At 46.1% G+C, this 18,949-nt stretch carries 18 protein-coding genes; 5 read left to right on the top strand and 13 right to left on the bottom strand.

Going from position 1 to position 18,949, the window contains the following annotated elements; translation table 11 throughout:
- Positions 1 to 75: 75 nt before the first annotated feature.
- The 3 genes from QT979_RS01695 to QT979_RS01685 all read right to left on the bottom strand — a co-directional run bounded on the left by QT979_RS01695 (position 76) and on the right by QT979_RS01685 (position 3,977).
- Entirely contained in the window at positions 76 to 2,589 is a 2,514-nt protein-coding gene (locus QT979_RS01695; protein WP_333307809.1) for a GH116 family glycosyl hydrolase, read from the bottom strand.
- Between the two features lie 195 nt (positions 2,590 to 2,784).
- Positions 2,785 to 3,390: a Uma2 family endonuclease gene (locus QT979_RS01690; protein ID WP_333307808.1), complete on the bottom strand. Its 606-nt coding sequence runs from the start codon at positions 3,388 to 3,390 to the stop codon at positions 2,785 to 2,787.
- A 41-nt stretch (positions 3,391 to 3,431) separates the two neighbouring features.
- Entirely contained in the window at positions 3,432 to 3,977 is a 546-nt protein-coding gene (locus QT979_RS01685) for a gamma carbonic anhydrase family protein (RefSeq protein WP_333307806.1), read from the bottom strand.
- Positions 3,978 to 4,083: 106 nt separating this feature from the next.
- Between QT979_RS01685 and QT979_RS01680 the strand changes: the two genes are divergently transcribed.
- On the top strand, positions 4,084 to 4,593 hold the full coding sequence (locus tag QT979_RS01680) for a TIGR02652 family protein (protein WP_333211502.1): 510 nt from the start codon (positions 4,084 to 4,086) through the stop codon (positions 4,591 to 4,593).
- A 232-nt stretch (positions 4,594 to 4,825) separates the two neighbouring features.
- On the top strand, positions 4,826 to 5,263 hold the full coding sequence (locus QT979_RS01675; protein ID WP_333211504.1) for a VOC family protein: 438 nt from the start codon (positions 4,826 to 4,828) through the stop codon (positions 5,261 to 5,263).
- Positions 5,264 to 5,577: 314 nt separating this feature from the next.
- Here the strand turns inward: QT979_RS01675 and ctpB are convergent, their stop codons facing one another.
- Entirely contained in the window at positions 5,578 to 6,897 is a 1,320-nt protein-coding gene (ctpB, locus tag QT979_RS01670; protein ID WP_333211505.1) for a carboxyl-terminal processing protease CtpB, read from the bottom strand.
- Between the two features lie 196 nt (positions 6,898 to 7,093).
- Between ctpB and QT979_RS01665 the strand changes: the two genes are divergently transcribed.
- The gene (locus QT979_RS01665; protein WP_333307803.1) at positions 7,094 to 7,939 is read left to right on the top strand and encodes a hypothetical protein; all 846 of its coding nucleotides are present in this window, start codon (positions 7,094 to 7,096) and stop codon (positions 7,937 to 7,939) included.
- 162 nt (positions 7,940 to 8,101) lie between these two features.
- Here the strand turns inward: QT979_RS01665 and QT979_RS01660 are convergent, their stop codons facing one another.
- Positions 8,102 to 8,671 carry a pseudouridine synthase gene (locus tag QT979_RS01660; protein ID WP_006631347.1) on the bottom strand — a complete coding sequence of 190 codons (570 nt, stop codon included), beginning with the start codon at positions 8,669 to 8,671 and terminating at the stop codon, positions 8,102 to 8,104.
- Positions 8,672 to 8,874: 203 nt separating this feature from the next.
- Between QT979_RS01660 and wecB the strand changes: the two genes are divergently transcribed.
- Entirely contained in the window at positions 8,875 to 9,987 is a 1,113-nt protein-coding gene (wecB, locus tag QT979_RS01655) for a non-hydrolyzing UDP-N-acetylglucosamine 2-epimerase (protein ID WP_333307801.1), read from the top strand.
- Between the two features lie 109 nt (positions 9,988 to 10,096).
- Here wecB and QT979_RS01650 read toward each other — a convergent pair whose 3' ends face one another.
- From QT979_RS01650 to QT979_RS01620, 7 genes are all read right to left on the bottom strand, one after another.
- Entirely contained in the window at positions 10,097 to 11,332 is a 1,236-nt protein-coding gene (locus QT979_RS01650) for a TPM domain-containing protein (RefSeq protein ID WP_333307799.1), read from the bottom strand.
- 288 nt (positions 11,333 to 11,620) lie between these two features.
- Positions 11,621 to 12,142 carry a hypothetical protein gene (locus tag QT979_RS01645; RefSeq protein WP_333307797.1) on the bottom strand — a complete coding sequence of 174 codons (522 nt, stop codon included), beginning with the start codon at positions 12,140 to 12,142 and terminating at the stop codon, positions 11,621 to 11,623.
- 8 nt (positions 12,143 to 12,150) lie between these two features.
- Positions 12,151 to 12,648 carry a TIGR00725 family protein gene (locus QT979_RS01640; RefSeq protein WP_333216124.1) on the bottom strand — a complete coding sequence of 166 codons (498 nt, stop codon included), beginning with the start codon at positions 12,646 to 12,648 and terminating at the stop codon, positions 12,151 to 12,153.
- Between the two features lie 172 nt (positions 12,649 to 12,820).
- Positions 12,821 to 13,066, bottom strand: a complete 246-nt coding sequence (locus tag QT979_RS01635; protein ID WP_333216126.1) for a hypothetical protein — start codon at positions 13,064 to 13,066, stop codon at positions 12,821 to 12,823.
- Positions 13,067 to 13,131: 65 nt separating this feature from the next.
- Complete coding sequence (locus tag QT979_RS01630) at positions 13,132 to 13,431, bottom strand: GIY-YIG nuclease family protein (RefSeq protein WP_333216127.1); 300 nt, start codon at positions 13,429 to 13,431, stop codon at positions 13,132 to 13,134.
- 32 nt (positions 13,432 to 13,463) lie between these two features.
- On the bottom strand, positions 13,464 to 14,174 hold the full coding sequence (locus QT979_RS01625; protein ID WP_333216129.1) for a hypothetical protein: 711 nt from the start codon (positions 14,172 to 14,174) through the stop codon (positions 13,464 to 13,466).
- 273 nt (positions 14,175 to 14,447) lie between these two features.
- A complete protein-coding gene (locus QT979_RS01620) occupies positions 14,448 to 15,332 on the bottom strand; it encodes a 4-hydroxybenzoate solanesyltransferase (protein WP_333307795.1) in 885 nt (294 codons plus the stop codon).
- 95 nt (positions 15,333 to 15,427) lie between these two features.
- On the opposite strand from QT979_RS01620, the gene QT979_RS01615 reads away from it, so the two are divergent.
- Complete coding sequence (locus QT979_RS01615) at positions 15,428 to 17,044, top strand: Ppx/GppA phosphatase family protein (protein ID WP_333216133.1); 1,617 nt, start codon at positions 15,428 to 15,430, stop codon at positions 17,042 to 17,044.
- 386 nt (positions 17,045 to 17,430) lie between these two features.
- Here QT979_RS01615 and QT979_RS01610 read toward each other — a convergent pair.
- The coding region (locus QT979_RS01610) for a calcium-binding protein (protein ID WP_333216135.1) at positions 17,431 to 18,949 on the bottom strand (1,519 nt) is incomplete at its 5' end.

The following is an 18,949-nucleotide window of genomic DNA, read 5'->3' as shown; positions in this document are numbered from 1 at the left end:
AGTTTTTACGGTCAATTTTATTGATAGTTGAATTAACCGTTTTCCTTGCTAAAAAGCGATTTTAAGGCTTGAATTTTAGTCAGATTCACCAGCTAATATACCAATCCCCTCTTTAAAACTGGTCAACACCCCGTAAATCGCCCAAATCGCCATCGCCCGCAAATAGTGACTCGCCCGAAAAGTTCCCCCCGCCGTAATCGCTTCCGGCGTCCGAAACTGCAACCCATTTTCATAAATCTGCTTCACCACAGCATCCGTCAATTTAAAAGCTTTCTCCTCCATCCCCATCTGTACCAAAAAAGCAGCCAACCCAAAATTAATCCCTGTCCAAACTTCCAAAGGATGAGTCGCATTCGGATTTTCCGGCGAACCATTCAGCATTACCCCATTCGCCGCACCGAACTCCCCATCGTTGAACTTCAAAAAGCAAGAATCGTACACAGTTTCTAAAGCACTGACTGCACATTCGGGCGGTACAATATCCGGCAATCCTAACAGTTTCGCGTAAAATTGACCGCAGAGTTGGTCTGTCATCACCACTTCGGAATTACTCTCGCTGTCCAAACGGTAATATTGACCGTTCCACAATTTTTCTTGATAGCTCGGTCTTGCTTGTAGCAGCCAACTGTGATATAATGCTATTTTTGCTTGAGGGTTAGGAATTATCTCCGGTGCTGCATCTTCCAAGATTTCACCGATCGCGATCGCAGCCTCCAGCGCCGCCAACCACAAACCCCCGCAATACGCACTTATCCCCCGCATTTGCCAGTCATCAAACGTCTGATCCGGTGCTCCCGAATTCTCAGGAATTCCGTCCCCATCCTCATCAAAAGTTTTCAGATAAGCCAAAGCCTCAACAATTGCCGGCCAACACTCTTGCAGAAAATCACAATCTGTGCTGCTAGTCAACAGGAAATCCCGATAAACCTGCAACACAAAATCGCAAGGCAAATCCTTCCATAAATTGCAATCTTGATAGCTAGTATAATTCGTTTTCTCCCAAGGATGTTCGTTAGGAGCACCCAAATCGTGGGGCGTTGCACCGACAGCTTTTCTAATAGCCGAAGCTTGATTCCAGCCAATAATTCTCGGCGTATCGTCTCCTGCAGAAATTGCCCTAGCGAAGGCTAAAACCACCGACTTTTCCAAATCCGGCCACAGCATCAACAAAGCAAAAGAACCGTAAAGCCGCACGTCTAAACTTTCATACCAGCGGTAATCAATGCACTCCAAAACCGCAAATTGACCCTTCGGATCGCGTTCGTCAGCCGCACTCCAAAGAGTACCGCCATCTGTCAGGGCGTATAACTCGTTAAACAGCGCCATTTTAAAACTGTCTGACAAATCTTTCCGTTCTAAAATGGGTTTTTGCCAAGCTTCAATATTTTCGCGCCAAGTATCCGAATGCTTCATTGCAGTGCGAATAATCGGCCAAGCATTTTTGCCGTTGCGGCCGAAAAAATCCGTATAGCGGCGATAGTACCAAACTCCCGATGCAAACTCAGTAACGGGCAAATCCCAAGCTATAATAAAGGGGATTTTGCGAGTTTTTCCCGGTCGAATAGTAAAGCGAACTGCGATCGCACAAGCCAACTGTTCTCCTGCTGTTGCGGCTGTCTCGTCTCTGTCATCCAACAAGAAACCTTCAGCAGAAAAGTTGCGCCAAATATCCTCGCCATTACCCGCCGGGTTCCAGCGAGTTTGATAGAATACTTCTACCGCCGGATTAGTAATAGTTGCGATCGCCCATTGTCCATCCCCCTCTTGCGGTTCCTCCTCAGCAGTCAACCGCGTCATCACGCAACCGATCCGGTGAAAATCTTCCACCAACAAATTCAAATTTCCGGCACTTTCTCCCCACCGGGGTTGATAGTCATAAAATGGACTGCCATCATCTCGAACCATCACTTTCGGCGACTTGTTGGCATTAGTAAACCAACCAACAATATTCTCCCAAGTCAGCATGATGCTGAGAGTAATCGGCGCATCTGTAGGATTGTGCGCCACCCATTCAAACATGGCAACTGGGTAACTGCTTTCCTGATAATTGTTTGGCAAAATTGGCGAAAATTGCTCGCAGCTTAATTGAGCATGAAACACATTTTCGTATACAAACCAACTGCGCGGATACAAAGCATGATAACTCCCCGAAGATTGAAATTTTTCCTTCTCTTCCCTTCTTCCGTCTGCCTTCAGAATTCCATCCGTTACATCCGTTACAGAATCCGTTGCCGAACTTCCTTCCGATGGATACCATTTCCAACTAGATAAACTGCCATCTGTAGGCGGTTCAGTGGAGAGTGCAAAAGCTTGTTTTTTGCCTTGAGTTTCTTCAAAAACGCTGAACTGACAAGCGGGCAAACTGCGAAAAATGTGTTCGCCGCCGTCAATGTGCCAGAGGTTGAAGTCGCCGCGGGACGATCGCCCGATGCAGCCGGCACCGAACCCGCCCAGAGGCATTCCGTGCCAGGGCCCGTCGTCGAGATTGCTTGCGTAGCGGACTGTATAGGGATTCTCCCAACCGAGGCCGATGGGACGTTTCCATGTGTGCGGGGGGATGTTTGGATTGGAGGTGCGATCGTTATTCATGTCATCAATTTTAGCGCTCGATCGAGCTTGACAATTTTTTTATTTAATTTTAAACTTTTATCGCTCGAATAAATCCCGATATTTCCGACGACTGTTGACTGTTGATTCTTGGCCTAAAGCAATTGGGTTCAGGGCTGCCAGATTAATCAATTCTCCCATCTAACATCTAAAATCTAAAATTTGTTGGTCGATCGCCTAACGCGGTAGAACATCATCTAACCGCAGTTGCAAGCTGGTTAACAAAGGAGAAATAATCCGATCGCCGAGGCGAAATTGTTGCTGCGTGTAATCTTGGTCAATCAGTTGGCAAACGGTGATAGTAGGTTGTTTTGGTTTACCGATAAAAGCCACGCCTCCCAATCCGCGATAATCAACTATCCAATACTCTGGAATCCCTAAAATAGCATATTCTTCAACTTTTCGGGCGTAATCTGTTTCCCAGTTAGTGCTGACGACTTCTACCACCAATTTAATAGATCGTCCCAGCGTAATCACAGGTTCTCTTTCCCAAAGAGGTTCGCTGACAATAGCAGTTTCATCTAACACGACAATATCGGGACGGCGGGCGGTAGCTGCATCTGAAAATGGACGGATCAAACAAGTGCGGGGAATGAACCAAGGTAGTTTTTCGGCTGCGATGGCGATGCCGATTTGAGTTGCTAGTTTACCGCTGACGGTTTCGTGGGGGCCTGTGGGTTCCCTGTCAACTAATTCTCCGTCAGCCAGTTCGTAGCGGAAGTTGTCAAAATATCGATCGAGGAATGTTTCAAAAGTTAAGATTTTTGGCGCGGTGTAAGCCATTGGAAACTAATAGTTTTTTGCTTAAAATCTTATTCTATCAACTAACCAAATCCCAAATCAGAACCTTTCCCCGCGTGAACCAGAGCCAACTTTTCGTAACGCTTAGCGTGTTCCACCAACTCCGCAGCTTCTTCCTCAGAGACATCCCGCAGGCGTTTGGCAGGCACTCCCGCAACTAGCGTGTGAGGGGGAACATCTTTGGTGACAACCGCCCCTGCACCGACGATAGAGCCTGTGCCCACCCTCACTCCATCGAGGACGATCGCCCCAATCCCGATCAGGCAGCCCCGTTCAATGTAAGCTGAGTGAATCACAGCTCGGTGTCCGACGGTCACGAAATCTTCCAAAACAGTCGGTTTTCCCGGATCGCCGTGCAGAATTGCTCCATCTTGGATATTGGTACTTGAGCCGATCGCAATTCGCTCTATATCCGCCCGCACCACCGCCCCGTACCAGATACTAGCGCCCGCTGCCACCTCTACCCTGCCGATGACAATAGCGCCTTCAGCGATAAAAGCCGCTTGGGATAGATCGGGCAAGGGCCAAGAGGAAGGAAGTGCAGACAGAGATTCGTTGAGATTGCTCATTTGTAGGTCGATCGTTATACTTCTAGCAGATTAGCTGGTTGTTGATACGGGATATAATAAAAGTATTTGGGACTTTTGCAGAGAAAATATGCTGGGACGCAAATAAATGATTGAAGTTGCCTTGCAATACCCGATGTTTGGCCCGGAAATTCAGTGTCCCCACTGTCGCCAAACAATTCCGGCTCTAACGCTCACGGATACCTATTTGTGTCCGCGTCACGGGGCATTTGAGGCAGATCCAAAAACGGGGGAACTGGTTCACCTTCAGTCTGGGCGGCACTGGCGCCGCTGGGAGAATGAATGGTATCGCCAGCACACACACCCCGACGGGATTCGGTTTGAAATTCACGAAGCGCTCGATCGACTTTATACTCAAGGCTACCGAGCAACTCGCGTGATCGTTGCTCAACGCTATCGCGACTTAATCAGCGCTTATTTGGAACGCAGCACGCCTTGGCGCGGGCAAGCGGAATCGCCCCGACCGAGACTGTACGGTTTGCCTGTGGATTTTAGCCCCGATCCTCAAGACGACCCTTGTTGGGAAGTGATTAATTTTGATTTGGAAAAAGAGCCGGGACAGCCGATTAGATATCCGTATTTTCGGTTGTTTGAATAGTTATTAGTCAGTAGTCAGTAGTCAGTAGTCATTAGTCATTAGTCATTAGTCATTAGTCATTAGTCATGAGTTATTAGTCATGAGTTATTAGTCATTAGTTAGTTCCTATTCCTAATGCCTAATGCCCAATGCCCAATGCCCAATTCCCAATGCCCAATTCCCAATTCCCAATTCCCAATTCCCAATTCCCAATTCCCCAATCTAAAATCTAAAATCTAAAATCTAAAATCGAATGCACCACGCCTCGATTCGCACTGCTAACATACACCGGGCGATCGCCTTTTACGAACAGTTGGGATTTACTGTGAGCGATCGCTTTACCACAGGTTACACCCTAGCCTGTTGGATGGAAGGTCTCAACGGACGCATCGAACTAATTCAGATCCCGGAACCAAAACCCGCACCGGATGCTTTCGGAGACGAGCATTATGTTGGATATTATCATTTATCTTTCGATTTAACTGAGGCGACAACTGACTTGCCTAGCTGGTTGCAGTCTCTGAAAGAACGGTTTGAGGAAGCAGTTAAAGAGCAACCCAATCAGTTTCAAGCTTTGAAAGTTTTGTTAGAACCGACTCAACAGGCGATCGGGCAAAATGTTTACGAAGTAGCTTTTATTGCCGATACAGACGGTTTGCCCTTAGAGTTTATCCGACGGATGAATAGCTAATTAAGTCTGAGTTGAAACACTTCAGAAATCCCATCAGCCTCCATCTGTGTTCCGAAGTTGATATCTGCGGTTAAAAAATTCCAATCCGACTAATCTGCTTTAATCCGGATATCAATTAACCAATAACTAAATAGAAAAAAGAAGGAAACAGGGAGCAGGAAGAATGCTCATATAGCCAACTTTTTAGCCATCTGCATCTTTCGTTTGGATTAAGGGGATTTACTTAATTACCAATAACTAATCAATAAAAATAAAACCCGCGCCAGCGGGTTTTATATTCATGCTTATTGTTAATAAATTACTGTTTCAACTACTTACTTTTTAGGAACAAGAACCTCATTAGCGGCCACGGGACGCGCCGAGGAAGCAGTAGTTTTCAAAAGTGCGATCGCCTGCGCGTAGCAAGGATCATCCTTAGTCGCAACCAACATCGGTTTGTTAGCTAATTTCAGCTTTTGTTCGTCGGTGATTTCCACCTTAACATCAGGAGTAACCCCCTTGTGGCTGATATCCGTACCGTTAGGAGTATAGTAGTGAGCGATCGTCACCGCCAATCCCGAACCGTCAGCCAAAGAATGCACCGACTGCACCAAAGCTTTGCCAAAAGTTTGGCCGCCCATCACAGTTGCGCGCTTGTTGTCCTTCAGAGCACCGGCCAAAATCTCGCTGGCGCTGGCTGAGTTGTCGTCCACGAGCACCACCAAAGGCTTGTCAGTGAGCGCAGTGCGATTTGCCTTCATTTCCTGAGAATCGCCCGCCCGATCGACTGTGCGGACGATCGCCCCTGTATCCATCCACATCCGAGCGATATCAATGCTCACTCGCAGCAACCCGCCGGGATTCCCCCGCAAATCCAACACAAAAGCGTCAGCTTTCTGAGCCGAGAGCTTTTTAATCGCCGCCTCCATTTGTTCGCCCGCGTGGGAGCTAAACTCTTGTAAACGGATGTAACCCACATTCTTACCGCCTTCATTCTTGAGGCTGTAGCGAACCGCGGCTACCTCTATTCTCGCCCGAGTCAGAGTGATATCAAACTCGCTTTTGCCCTCACGAGCAATCCGCAGCGTTACTTTCGTACCTTCGTCGCCCCGAATTACCTGAGCCGCATCCGAGACAGTCATGCCTTTGGTAGTTTTGCCGTCAATCACCAAAATCGTATCGCCCGCTAGAATCCCTGCCTTCAGGGCCGGGGAATTTTCCATCGGCTCGACTACCCTAATCGCTTTTGTTTTCTCGTCTTCTTCCAGCCTCATCCCCACCCCTGTCAGTTCCCCAGACGTTTGATTCGTCAGCGCTTCGTACTGCTTCGGGTCCATGAAGCGCGTGTAGGGGTCGTTTAATTTCTCTAGGGCTTTGCGGAGGGCGGTGTAGGCAGCTTCGCGAGAAGTATAATTTTTGCTCAGCAGTTCTTGGCGGGTTACTTGCCAGTCAGTCTTGTTAAAGCTGCCATCAACATAGTCTCGGTTCACAATTTGCCAAGCTTCGTCTAAGACAGCTTTGGGGCTATCTTGAAGCTCAGCGCGGACTGATTGACTCAGGCCGGGAACGAGCAAAGATATCGAAGCGGTTGTTGCCATTGCCCCACTGAACAGGGCTGCCTGTAATTTAGAAAAGCGTCTGCGGGCTTGATTCATTGAATTTGGCTCAATTCGATTTTAGATTTTTGATTTGAGATTTTATATTGCTAAAAAATCTCACACTACTACTTAAACTATTGTGCGGAGGCTCCACCATCCCTTTGGACAGTTTAACGAGATTCATAGTCGATCGCCAACCAATTATTACTCTCTTTCAATAAACTTAATTTAAAACTTGGATTTATAAAGTGCCGTGGAAGCTAAAATCGAACAATTTTCGCGTAAGTGGTTGAGCCTGCTCGTTAATGGAGCTATCGGTCTAGCAGCGCTGGCGGGGGTCGTCGCCATGCAGTCTAGCCGGGAGTTAGGCGGAATGTCCCCAGTTGGCGTTCAGGGGCAAAAGCCGCTGTCTGCAATGTCTGCTGCCAGTTTCAAGCAAGCCGCACAGCAAGAAGCGCAGCAAGAAGCCCTGCGGCTAAAAATGCTCAAAACTATCCCTAGTTTTGGGTTTGACAATTTAATTGCAGATTGGACATTTCTCAAATTTTTGCAATATTTTGGCGACGACGAAGCGCGAGAGGTGACGGGCTACAATCTCAGCCAAGATTATTTTGACATAGTTACGCAGCGCGACCCGCGGTGGACTGACATCTACCTGTTTCTTTCCACAGCTATTTCTTTTTATCAAGGAAAGCCTGAAACCGCTGTTAACTTTATAGAGCGTGGTACTAGAGCCCTTGCCGTTTCGCCGCAACTTCATTCCCAATCGTGGATAGTGTGGCGAACTAAAGGTATTGATGAGTTGCTGCTGTTGGGGGATATTCCCGACTCAATTCGCTCTCACGAAATGGCCGCTGATTGGGTGGAAGGAAGCCCGGAATGGTCGAAATTGGCGCCGATGTTTCGAGCCACTGCTGAGTATTTGCGCCGAGATCCCGATAGCGTGCCGGTGCGGTTTAATGCTTGGAGCACGGTTTATGCTCAAACAACTGATAAGTTGGTGCGTCAAAGGGCGAGACAAGCTCTTGTCAAGTTGGGAGCTCAGGTGCAAAAAGATCAGGATGGAAAGGAGAGTTTTATTTTGCCCCCTCGAAAGTAAGCAGAAGGCAGAAGGAAGTTCGGCAACGGATTGTGTAACGGATGTAACGGATATCAGGAAGAAGGAAGAAGGGAAATGCAGCCGCAGTAATAGTTTCAGCTATCAAGAATGTCCTAAATGTCAAGACGGTTGACTGTAATTCTCCAATCCAAAATCCAAAATCTAAAATCTAAAATCGGCTTGAGTTAGTTCCCGCCATTCACCGGGTTTGAGGCCTTCCAGACGCAAATGCCCGATCGCACATCTGACCAGCCGCAGTGTCGGAAACCCTACTGCTGCGGTCATCCGGCGCACTTGGCGGTTGCGGCCTTCTGTGAGAGTCATTTCCAGCCAAGCTGTCGGCACGTTTTTGCGAAATCTAATCGGCGGTTCGCGGGGTGGCAAAGGTGGTTCTTCTAACAATAATTGCACTTTTGCCGATCGAGTCCGATAATCTTGAATTGTGACACCTGTCTGCAAAGCTGCGATCGCACTTGCATCGGGAATTCGTTCAACTTGCACCCAGTAAGTGCGGGGATGAGCGAATTTCGGGTCACTGAGGCGGTGCTGCATTTGTCCATCATCGGTTAGCAGCAACAAACCTTCACTATCGCGATCGAGCCTTCCTACTGCATAAATGTTAGGAATAGGAATATAGTCTTTGAGAGTGCTGCGTTTAGTTTCGCTGGAGTTGTCAGTGAATTGAGTTAAAACATCGTAGGGTTTATAAAATAGAATGTAGCGATAAGGCATGACAATTAAACAATAAAAATGTACCAACAGTGCGAGATAAAACTATATAACACCCTCAATAAACCCCTTCCTCTCTATCTTTTCTCCCTCCTCTGCGCCCTCTGCGGTTCCCAAAAAAATAAATCTTATTAACCAACGATTCAAACCTGCTATAAATATTGAGCCTTTAAAACCCTCACCAATCTCAACTACCCAATTTTACCATGCCCGAAGCCACACACCGCGTTTGCATCGTCTTAGGAACTCGCCCGGAAGCGATTAAACTAGCCCCAGTCATTCAACTCTTCAAAAGTTCTCCAACCTTTGACACCCAAGTAATTTTAACCGGTCAGCACCGAGAAATGGTCGAACAAGTAATGCAAATGTTCGCTCTAAAAGCCGATCGGGATTTAGCAATTATGCAGCACCAGCAAACCTTGACAGATATTACATCCCGGAGTTTGCAGGGTTTGGAAGCATTGTTTAAAGAATTGCAGCCCCACATCGTCTTAGTTCAGGGCGATACAACGACAGCATTTGCCGCTGCTTTGGCTGCATTTTACCAAAAAATACCCGTAGGTCACGTAGAAGCCGGATTGCGGACAGACGACGTGTTCAATCCTTACCCCGAAGAGGCTAACCGACGGTTGATATCTCAGCTCACAAGGCTGCATTTTGCCCCGACAGCGCTGGCCCAAGAGAATTTAGTGCGATCGGGCGTTTTGGGAGAAATTCACCGTACAGGCAACACAGTAATCGATGCTTTGCTTTCTGTCGCCAAACGCGAACCAAAATGCAACATTCCTAACTTAGATTGGAGCAAATATCGCACTATCTTAGCAACAGTTCACCGCCGCGAAAATTGGGGAGAACCCTTACAAGGAATTGCTCACGCATTTCTCCAAATCTTAGATAAATTTCCCGACACAGCCTTGCTGCTACCACTACACCGAAACCCCACTGTTCGAGAACCTTTGCAAGCTCTTTTGGGCGACCATCCGAGAGTCTTTTTAACTGAACCTTTAGATTACGCAGAATTAGTAGGAGCCATTCAAAGATCTCATTTAATTTTAACAGATTCGGGGGGCTTGCAAGAAGAAGCACCTAGTTTGGGCAAGCCAGTTTTAGTATTACGAGAAACCACAGAAAGACCAGAAGCTATTTCCGCAGGAACCGCTAAACTTGTAGGTACGAATTCTGATACAATTTTCTCGGCAGCGGCAGAATTGCTCAGCAATTCCGAAGCATACAACGCAATGGCAATGGCAATTAATCCCTTTGGTGACGGTTTGGCGGCTTCGCGAATTTTGAAAATTGTTGAAGACTATTTTAGTTAGCTAACCCCTCGTGAGTGGGACGGTGGAAACCGTAACTAAACAAACGAAGTCCCCGCAGAGGGGGACTAATTCCTGTTAAAAAAACTCGGTTTCTACCTGCATTCCCAAATTACCAATCCCCACCGCCACCCCCACTACTGCTATAGTCGCTACTGCTACTGCTGTAGTCGCTACTGCTACTGCTGCTGTAGTCACTACTGCTGCTACTGCTGTAGTCGCTACTGCTGCTAATGCTGTAGTCGCTACTGCTAATGCTGCTGCTGTAATCGGCACCCGCACCGCCACCGCTGGAGTTTCCACCGCCAAAGCTACCTCCGCAGTCGCTGTTGCTAATACTGTAGTCGCTGCTATTACTGCTGTAGTAGCCACCGCAATCATCGCTACTACTGTTGTTAGTGCTACTGTAATCGACGCTGTTACTGGTGTAATTAGGACTGTTACTGCTGTAATTGCGATTGTTACTGCTGTAATTGCGATTGTTATTGCTGTAATTAGGACTGTTACTGGTGTAATTGGGACTGTGACTGCCGTAATTGCGATTGTTACTGCTGTAATTGCGCGGATAACGGCGGTGGCGGTAACGAGATATCCGAGAAAATAAGCTGCTAAATATCCTGAAGATAATGAAGCAAGGTATAAATGCTATGAACGCTGTGAATAACAACCCAAGTAAGCCATAAATTAAATTCGATGAATCTTCACCTGTGGATGTACTATTACTAATAACTGGCGGTTGACTAGGTATTGGTGACGGTTTCACCCCTTGAGATGGTACGATTGGAACCAAAGGCAGCGTGGTTTGATATTGAGCATTTACCATCGGAGTTTGTAAAACATTTACTAACGCCTTTGTCCCCGCTAATGTGCCCCCGTCAAAGTCCTGCTGTTTAAATCGGGGCGTAATTTCGGTTTTAATAATTTCCACTACCTTCGCATCGGGTAAAATGCTTTGAATGCCCGAACCTGTTTCAATTTGAACGCGGCGTTCCCCCGACGAAATCAACAATAAAAATCCGTTATTTTTACCTTTTTTGCCAATCCCCCAAAAGTTAAATAATTCTGTAGCAAATGCTTTTGGTGTCGCAGATGGTTTAGTATCAGGCACTGTCACAACAGCGATTTCTGAGCCGTTTTTCGCCTCTAAATCCGAAATCATTTGATTTAGCTGAGTTTCGGTGCTGTCGCTGAGAATGTTTGCCTTGTCCGTTACCCAAGTGTTATTTACTTGACGGGGATTCGGTACTTCTTGTACTGTTATAGCTTGGCTTGTTAGAGGAAATGCAATTGCCGAAAAGCATAGCAAACTGGCCCAGATTATTTGTTTATTGCTAAATTGTAACTGCATCGCTTCAGTCTCCTGAATAACTGCTAGTCTGAAATTGACATATATCTGTCCGCCTAATTACAATTAAATAACCAGCTTACTGTCATGTCAATTCATATTATTCAGAAGTTGGATTCATAAAAATCATAATTTTAGGTGCGCCATCAGCACTTTACATTTATAGTCCTGGACGCAGGGGTGGCGAGAAACCGGGTTTTTAACCAAAATAATTGCTGAAAACCGTTAATCTGGGTTCAAAAACCCGGTTTCTTAGTGGGCGAGTGCGAGTGCGAACTAATTTAGATATTTTTAAGGAGAAGGAACTGGTGGCATAAAATTGCTGCTGCCTTTATAACCGGATAAAATAGCCAGTTTTTCCAAAGATTGCCTGCCCGTGTAATATTTTCCCCGAATTTCCCAAGTGGGATAAGCTTTAATATTGGCAGCTTTGCACAAATCCGGTTGAGCATCTTTGCCTCTGGGATCGCACTCAATGTAAGTAATTGCGGTAAATGCTTCTTTGCCGAAAAGTTCTTGTTGGGTGTGACAGTGAGGACACCAGTAAGCACCGTACATTCTAGCTTTGATGGTCTGCAAATGGGTTGCTAAAGCGATTTGATCCGGCACGGATTCACTGCGAATAGGTGGCGCTTCTTGTTCAGTAACAGGCTTTGCGACAGGGGGAGGAGGAGGGAGGGTTTGTGCTAATTTTTGAGTAGATTTGTTGCTGAAACTGAACTGTGCAATTCTTCCGTCTGCTTTGGTAGTGACGAAAATCCCCAAAGTCAGGAAAATGCCGATCGCACAAAAGTTGAATTTGCTTGCTCTCATCTTGGATTTCATCTTGGATTTACTAGGATTTCGCGAGCTTGATTCATAGCCTCTACAGCATTGTTTACCACAAAGATGTTAAATTGTGCTAAACCTTTAAAAAAAAGTTGACTTTCGGCGCTGTAATTTAACAATATAACTTGTTTGTTAGCTTTGAGGGCGAGGGCAATTTCCGAAGCAGTGCCCGTGCCCATACCGCAGGCAATTATTACATCTGAAGAAAGAACGTTAATGTTATTTCTGGCGTTTCCCATATCGGTGACAATGGCAATATCTACAGCTTCAGAAATGCCGCGAGTGTCATTTCCCGGAAGGATGCCGACTGTTAAACCGTTAGCTGATTTTGCTCCTTTGTTGGCGGCATCCATGACGCCGACATTTCTGCCGCCAGTTAGCAATATCCATCCTGCTTCCGCGATGAGTTGTCCCAGTTGATAGGCGTTTTCTAAGTCGGTTGATGTGGCACTATCGCCCGGGCCCATAATGCCAATGATAATTTTTTTCATAGTTTTGGGGTGAATATGGTGTTATTAATACTTGCTAGTTTGTTTTCACACTATCTACTCTGGAGATGGGTGAAAAATGGATCTCGCTCTTTTTTAACCGCAGATGGACGCAGATTAACGCGGATGCAAGAAGGGATCTCGCTCTTTTGATTGTAAAACGGGCGATCGCACCCTATTTCTTTTGGGGAAATTCTACCAATTCTGATTCCTTAAGACGTTGCGATAATAGGCAATCTTCAAAGCTGAAAGATTCTGAGTCTAGAAAACTAGCGATCGCCATTTCGATTGCAGCTTCCAGAGAACATTCTAGCTGCGTAGCTTTTTCCATCAGGGCGACTTTCACATAGTCCGGCAAATGGGTCATCAGCGAATGAATAGCTTCTGGTGGTAAGTGTTGGATATTGAGGATCTGAGTCATTGTTCTCTGGGGATTTTAACGTTGTAGGGAGGATTTGTAGCTTGAAGGATGAGGGTTTATAATTCCTATAATAACCCTGGTTTTTGCCATAGGTTGATGGTAACAAAAGCGATCCTTACATCATCTGGATCGTAGCGATAGAGCCAGCCCCAGAGGAAGGCTTTGTGATTACCTCGCAGTCGATCGCGGAGGTTCTTGGCTTTGCCGATGTAGAGTAATCCTTGAATGCGATGTTGAAAGGCGTACAAACCAACTCTAGGAGGAATTGTGTCGAAGTCGTGGCCCAGGGGATGGCACCGATCGAAGGCGGTAAAGGCGAGAGTGTCGAGAATTTGGCGGGCTTCTTGCTGGATGGGGTTGGTCATGGAAATTGCCAGATGCAAGCAGTTATTTCATCCTAGACAACTGGCTGCTGATTTTTTGCATCCCAGTAGAACAAAAACAAAACTATGATGGGCAATGCAGCAAGAATATTCGCAACGCACTCATAGATTAATGCGACTCCAAAGTTCTCTTCTTGTCCAATCAATGATAGCGGTAGATACAAAATAAAAGACACGATCGTCGAAGCAATAAACAATCCAAGATAGGTCAGAATTATCGTCCAAAATATCTTATCTCTTTTCCCTTGAGTCAAATTCGCACTAACTTTTTGAGCCTTCGATCCTTCTACACCTTCCAGCACCACAGCGGCATCAATTAGTGCATAGCGCAATGCCAAAATGACACCTGGAACGATGAAAAGAATTAAACCACCTAGCACAATCAATCCAGTGACAAAACGAGTTCCGAACATCTTGAAACACTTTCGTCCTGCGTGGGTCATGGACTCACGATAAGTTGGATTAAGTCCCCGCTTCAACTTAGCAAGTGCATGAAGTAATGCACCCACATAGAGCGTACCAAAAGAGCCTTCAATGAATTGCGACACTCGCAATTCTTGCATGGTTATACGCAACTCGTCTCCGCCAGTCATTTCTGGAAAAACGTACAGGCGCAAATATATCAACAGAATTGACCCCGGCAACCATACTGTTAGCACTATCAAACTAAACAGCACAAAGTTTGAGGCGAACAATCCAATAGCTTCACGGATTTTTTGAATCATAAAGTCTAGGGTCTACATTATGAATAAATTTTTATATTAGAATTTAAATGTAGAGGTGCTTTCACAATAGCTTGTAAGTGTTATTTTGTCAAGTAAATAAACTGAGTTGGTGGCGATCGTTGAGCGCTTTAATCTTCACTGCTACTGTTTCTTTGCATTCACTTGGGTGTTTCTGCCTCGCGCTTTTTATCTCTCTGCTTCACGATTCATATCAAGTGTAAATTTGGTTTCGCGAGCGTTCAACCTAACCTACACTTGATATTGGCGAACTTATCAAAAAATCTCCCCAACAATCATCCCCGCCAATATGACAAAACCCACCCAAACATTTTGGCGAAAAATTTGACCGTAAACAAGCTTAGGAATATCCGCATTCTGCAGTTGACTGTACTGCAAAAACCATAAAATTGCCGCCGCACTAATTGCCATCCAAAAACCAATGTGCAAGTGCAGATTAATTCCCATTGCTGCTAACAAACCGACAGTACCAACAAAGAAAAAACCCACAGCATTAGCAGCATTATTCCCGAAAAATATCGCGCTGGAATTCACACCCAAACGCAAATCGTCTTCCCGATCGCTCATCGCATAAACTGTATCAAATCCTAACGTCCACAGTACGACTGCACCCCACAGCAACCAAGTCGCTAATTCTAGTTCTCCCACGGCGGCGCTCCAACTAATTAAAACTGCAAAACCCCAGGCAATTGATAACACTAATTGTGGCACTGGGAAGAATCTTTTTGCTAGGGGATAGCAGATAATTACTGGTACGGCGGCCACGCACAGCCAGAAGCTTAAAGGATTGAGATAAAAAGCGAGAATCGCCGCGCAAGCAAAGGAAATTAATGCAACTCCTATCCCAGTTTGCACGGTGAGGGCGCGGGATGCTAGGGGGCGCGATCGCGTCCTTTCTACTTCGGGATCGATATCGCGATCCCACAAGTCGTTGATGACACATCCAGCCGCACTCGTGGCTAAGGTACCCAACACAATCACGCCCACCAATGCTACGGGCGGCCTCCCGTCTGCTGCTAAAAAGACGGCCCAGAGGGCTGGAATCATTAAAATGAGCCTTCCTGCTGGTTTGTCCCATCTCAAAAGCCTTACGACGGTTAGCAATGTGGATTCGGGTTGGCGATCGGGCTCTGTAAGCATTTTAATTTTAGATTGGAGATTTTTAATATTTTAAGCCGATGACTCAGTAAATTCATGGAATAATTAAAAATATCTGTCAACCCCGATACACTCCAATGGTTAATTCACTTGCTTCTGCGGAGTCAAATCGCATTATTGCTGCTATTGATATGGGTACTAACTCGTTTCACATGGTGGTGGCGCGGATCGATCCGAAATTTCCCGCGTTTACGATTATTGCTAGAGAAAAAGATACGGTTCGGTTGGGCGATTGTGAGGTTAAGACAGGGCGCTTGAAATCCGAGGTTATGGAAAGGGCTCTTGCCACTCTGCGCCGTTTTCAAGATATTGCTAAAACTTTCAATGTCGAACAAATTATTGCTGTGGCTACGAGTGCGGTTCGGGAAGCCCCTAACGGGCGGGATTTTCTCCAACAAGTCGCTGAAGAATTAGACCTGAATGTAAGTTTAATTTCCGGTCAGGAAGAAGCGCGGAGAATTTATCTCGGCGTACTTTCGGGAATGGAGTTTAACAATCAGTCCCAGGTAATTATTGATATTGGAGGCGGTTCTACTGAGTTGATTTTAGGAGATAGTTCAGAACCTCGCTGTCTCACCAGTACAAAAATTGGTGCTGTTCGCCTAACAGGACAATTTGTCAAAACTGACCCAATTAGCAAGGAGGAGTTTGCTTATTTGCAAGCTTATATTCGGATTTCGCTAGAAAGACCGATCGACGAATTGCGCTCCCAATTCCATGCTGGCGAACCTTTGCGCTTGATTGGCACTGCTGGAACCATCGAAACTCTGGCCACAATTAACGCTCGCGAAAAGTTGGGAACAGTGCCGAGTCCCCTAGCCGGATATCAGTTAAGTTTAAAAGATTTGCGCGATTTAGTCAATCGCTTTCGCAAACTTTCTTATGCCGAAAGGTTGGCAATTCCGGGAATGTCGGACAAGCGGGCCGAAATTATTCTGGCAGGCGCTTTGATTTTGCAGGAAGCGATGACATTATTAGGAATGGAATTTCTTACTGTTTGCGATCGGTCTCTGAGAGAAGGCGTAATTGTTGACTGGATGCTGGCGCACGGTTTAATTGAAAACCGCTTACGCTATCAAGGTTCAATCCGCCAGCGTAGCATTCTCCACATGGCTAACAAATATCAAGTCAATTTAGAACAAAGCGAAAGAACCGCAGCATTTACTCTCAATTTCTTCGACCAAACTCAAGGAATTCTACACCACTGGGGAAGCGAAGAACGCGAGTTGCTGTGGGCTGCGGCAATTCTACACAACTGCGGTTTATACGTCAGCCATTCAGCGCACCACAAGCATTCTTACTATTTAATTCGCAATGGTGAGTTATTGGGCTACACTGAAACAGAGATTGAAGTCATTGCCAATTTAGCTCGCTATCACCGGAAAAATCCTCCTAAAAAGAAGCACGAAAATTTTATTGTTCTTTCAAAAAAATACCGGGAACTCGTCAGTAAATTGCATCCTTTTATGCGGTTAGCTGTGGCTTTAGACAGGCGACAGATTGGCGCAATTTCTGATTTTAAGTGCGAATATCGCCCAGAAGTGAGAGAGTTTCACTTGCGCCTACAACCGCTCAATCGCGAAGACAATTGCGCTCTAGAAATGTGGAGTTTGGATTATAAAAAGCCGTGTTTTGAATATGAGTACAATCTCAAATTAGTGGCAACTTTGGAACCGAATCTGGTTCCGGTTTAAATACAAAGCCGAGCCTGGAAACGAGAGACTGTAGGGTGCGTACTTCGCACCCTACAGTTTCAACTTAACCCTAAGTCTATTACCAATATTGTGTTTGACTCCATACTCCTCGCGATCGCCCTAGCCTGCCTTCTGAAGGCAGGGTGGATTAATTTTAGAGAGGATAAATCAATGCGATATGACTATTTGCTGACGCTATACGAAAGATTTAATTAGTGTCTCATATCATGTCCGGTCGAGCGATCGCGATTTTTGTAGGGGCGGCTTCACCAACAATACCTGCAAATAATTGACAATCTCAAAAACCCGCCCCGACCCGGATATTATCGTTAATCGATCGGACATGATATTAGGGATCATTCTGATACAACCGGATTTGATATTATCTACAAACCAGGTAGCCCAATTACTGTAAAATCCTGTTGAGTGATGAGATTAGCTGGCACGCCTTTGAGGCTAGCTAAGATTTGATCTGTGTTGGCAATTTTGATAAAAGTTGTAGTGTTTTCTTGAACTATGCTGAGTCGATCGACCGTTAACCCTCCCGTCAAAATTAATAAATCTTCACCTTGCGTAAAATCAGCAATTACATCGTGGCCTTCTCCCGCAGTCAAGAAAAAGTAATCGCGCCCGCTTCCCCCTTCCAGCGTATCGTTTCCGAAGTCTCGCATCAACCAGTCGTCGCCCATTCCCCCAATCAAAGTATCATCACCCTTGCCGCCGTACAGAGTATCGTTACCGTCACCACCACACAATTGATCGACATCTTGATTACCACAAATTAAATCATTCCCGCTGCCACCGCACAAATAATCTTTTTGATTGCTAGCATCTGTCGCGATATTGTCAATATCTCCGAAAATTGTATCCTCGCCATCGCCACCGCAGATGCTGTCATTTCCCAAATCTCCAAACAGCAAATCATTGCCAGAATCGCCGCAAATTATATCGTTATCTTTGCCACCGTGTAAGGTATCATTGTCTTCGCCCCCAGCAAGAGTATCTTCGCTTTCTTGTCCGTATAAAACGTCGTTGCCGTTATTGCCAAAAAGCAAATCTTTTCCTGTCAAGTCACCGTCAGACGCATCAGAAGTGCCACCAAATAAACTGTCATTACCTTCATCGCCAAGTAGGGTATCGTTGCCTTTGTCGCCCCAAACTACGTCATTATCTTTGCCTGCGATCGCCACATCATGATCTTTACCCGCATAAATAATGTCATTCCCAGCGTGGCCGACGATATAGTCGTTATTTTCGTTGCCAAATATGGTGTCGCTGTCTGCATCCGCGCCTACAGTAACTGGGCTAGCAAGGCCACCGTAAATATTGTCGTTGCCGAGAAAGCCATTTAGCAAGTCGCTGCTATTAAAACCGTTGATGATGTCATTAATATCGCTGCCGGTTAGAGTATCTTTACCGTCTGTACCGTTGAGGATATTTTCAGGGATATTCGGGCCGGGAATGGAAGTGCGATCGGGTAAAGTGATTCGATCGCACATACAGTCTTCCGAAGCAGCAGGAATTAGCGCAGGTGTGGGGGTTTCGCTTGTTGGAGATGTGGTTGGGGCGATCGAATTCTGATTGGCGATCGGCGTTTCCCCAGGTATAGCCGTCGGAATTGGTGTCGCAGTCGGAATTGGCGTTGGAATTGGTGTCGGAGTTTCCGTAGATATCGGAATTGGCGTCGGAATTGGTGTCGGAATTGGAGTTTCCGCAGGTGTCGGAATTGGTGTTGGAATTGGTGTCGGTGTCGGAATTGGCGTCGGAATTGGTGTCGGAGTTTCCGCAGGAATTGGCGTCGGAATTGGTGTCGGAATTGGTGTCGGAGTTGGAGTTTCCGCAGGTGTCGGAATTGGTGTTGGAATTGGTGTCGGTGTCGGAATTGGCGTCGGAATTGGTGTCGGA

It is taken from the genome of Microcoleus sp. w2-18bC1 (assembly GCF_036700365.1).
Classification (GTDB): Bacteria; Cyanobacteriota; Cyanobacteriia; order Cyanobacteriales; family Microcoleaceae; genus Microcoleus.
This window is presented reverse-complemented; position numbering and strand designations above follow the sequence as displayed.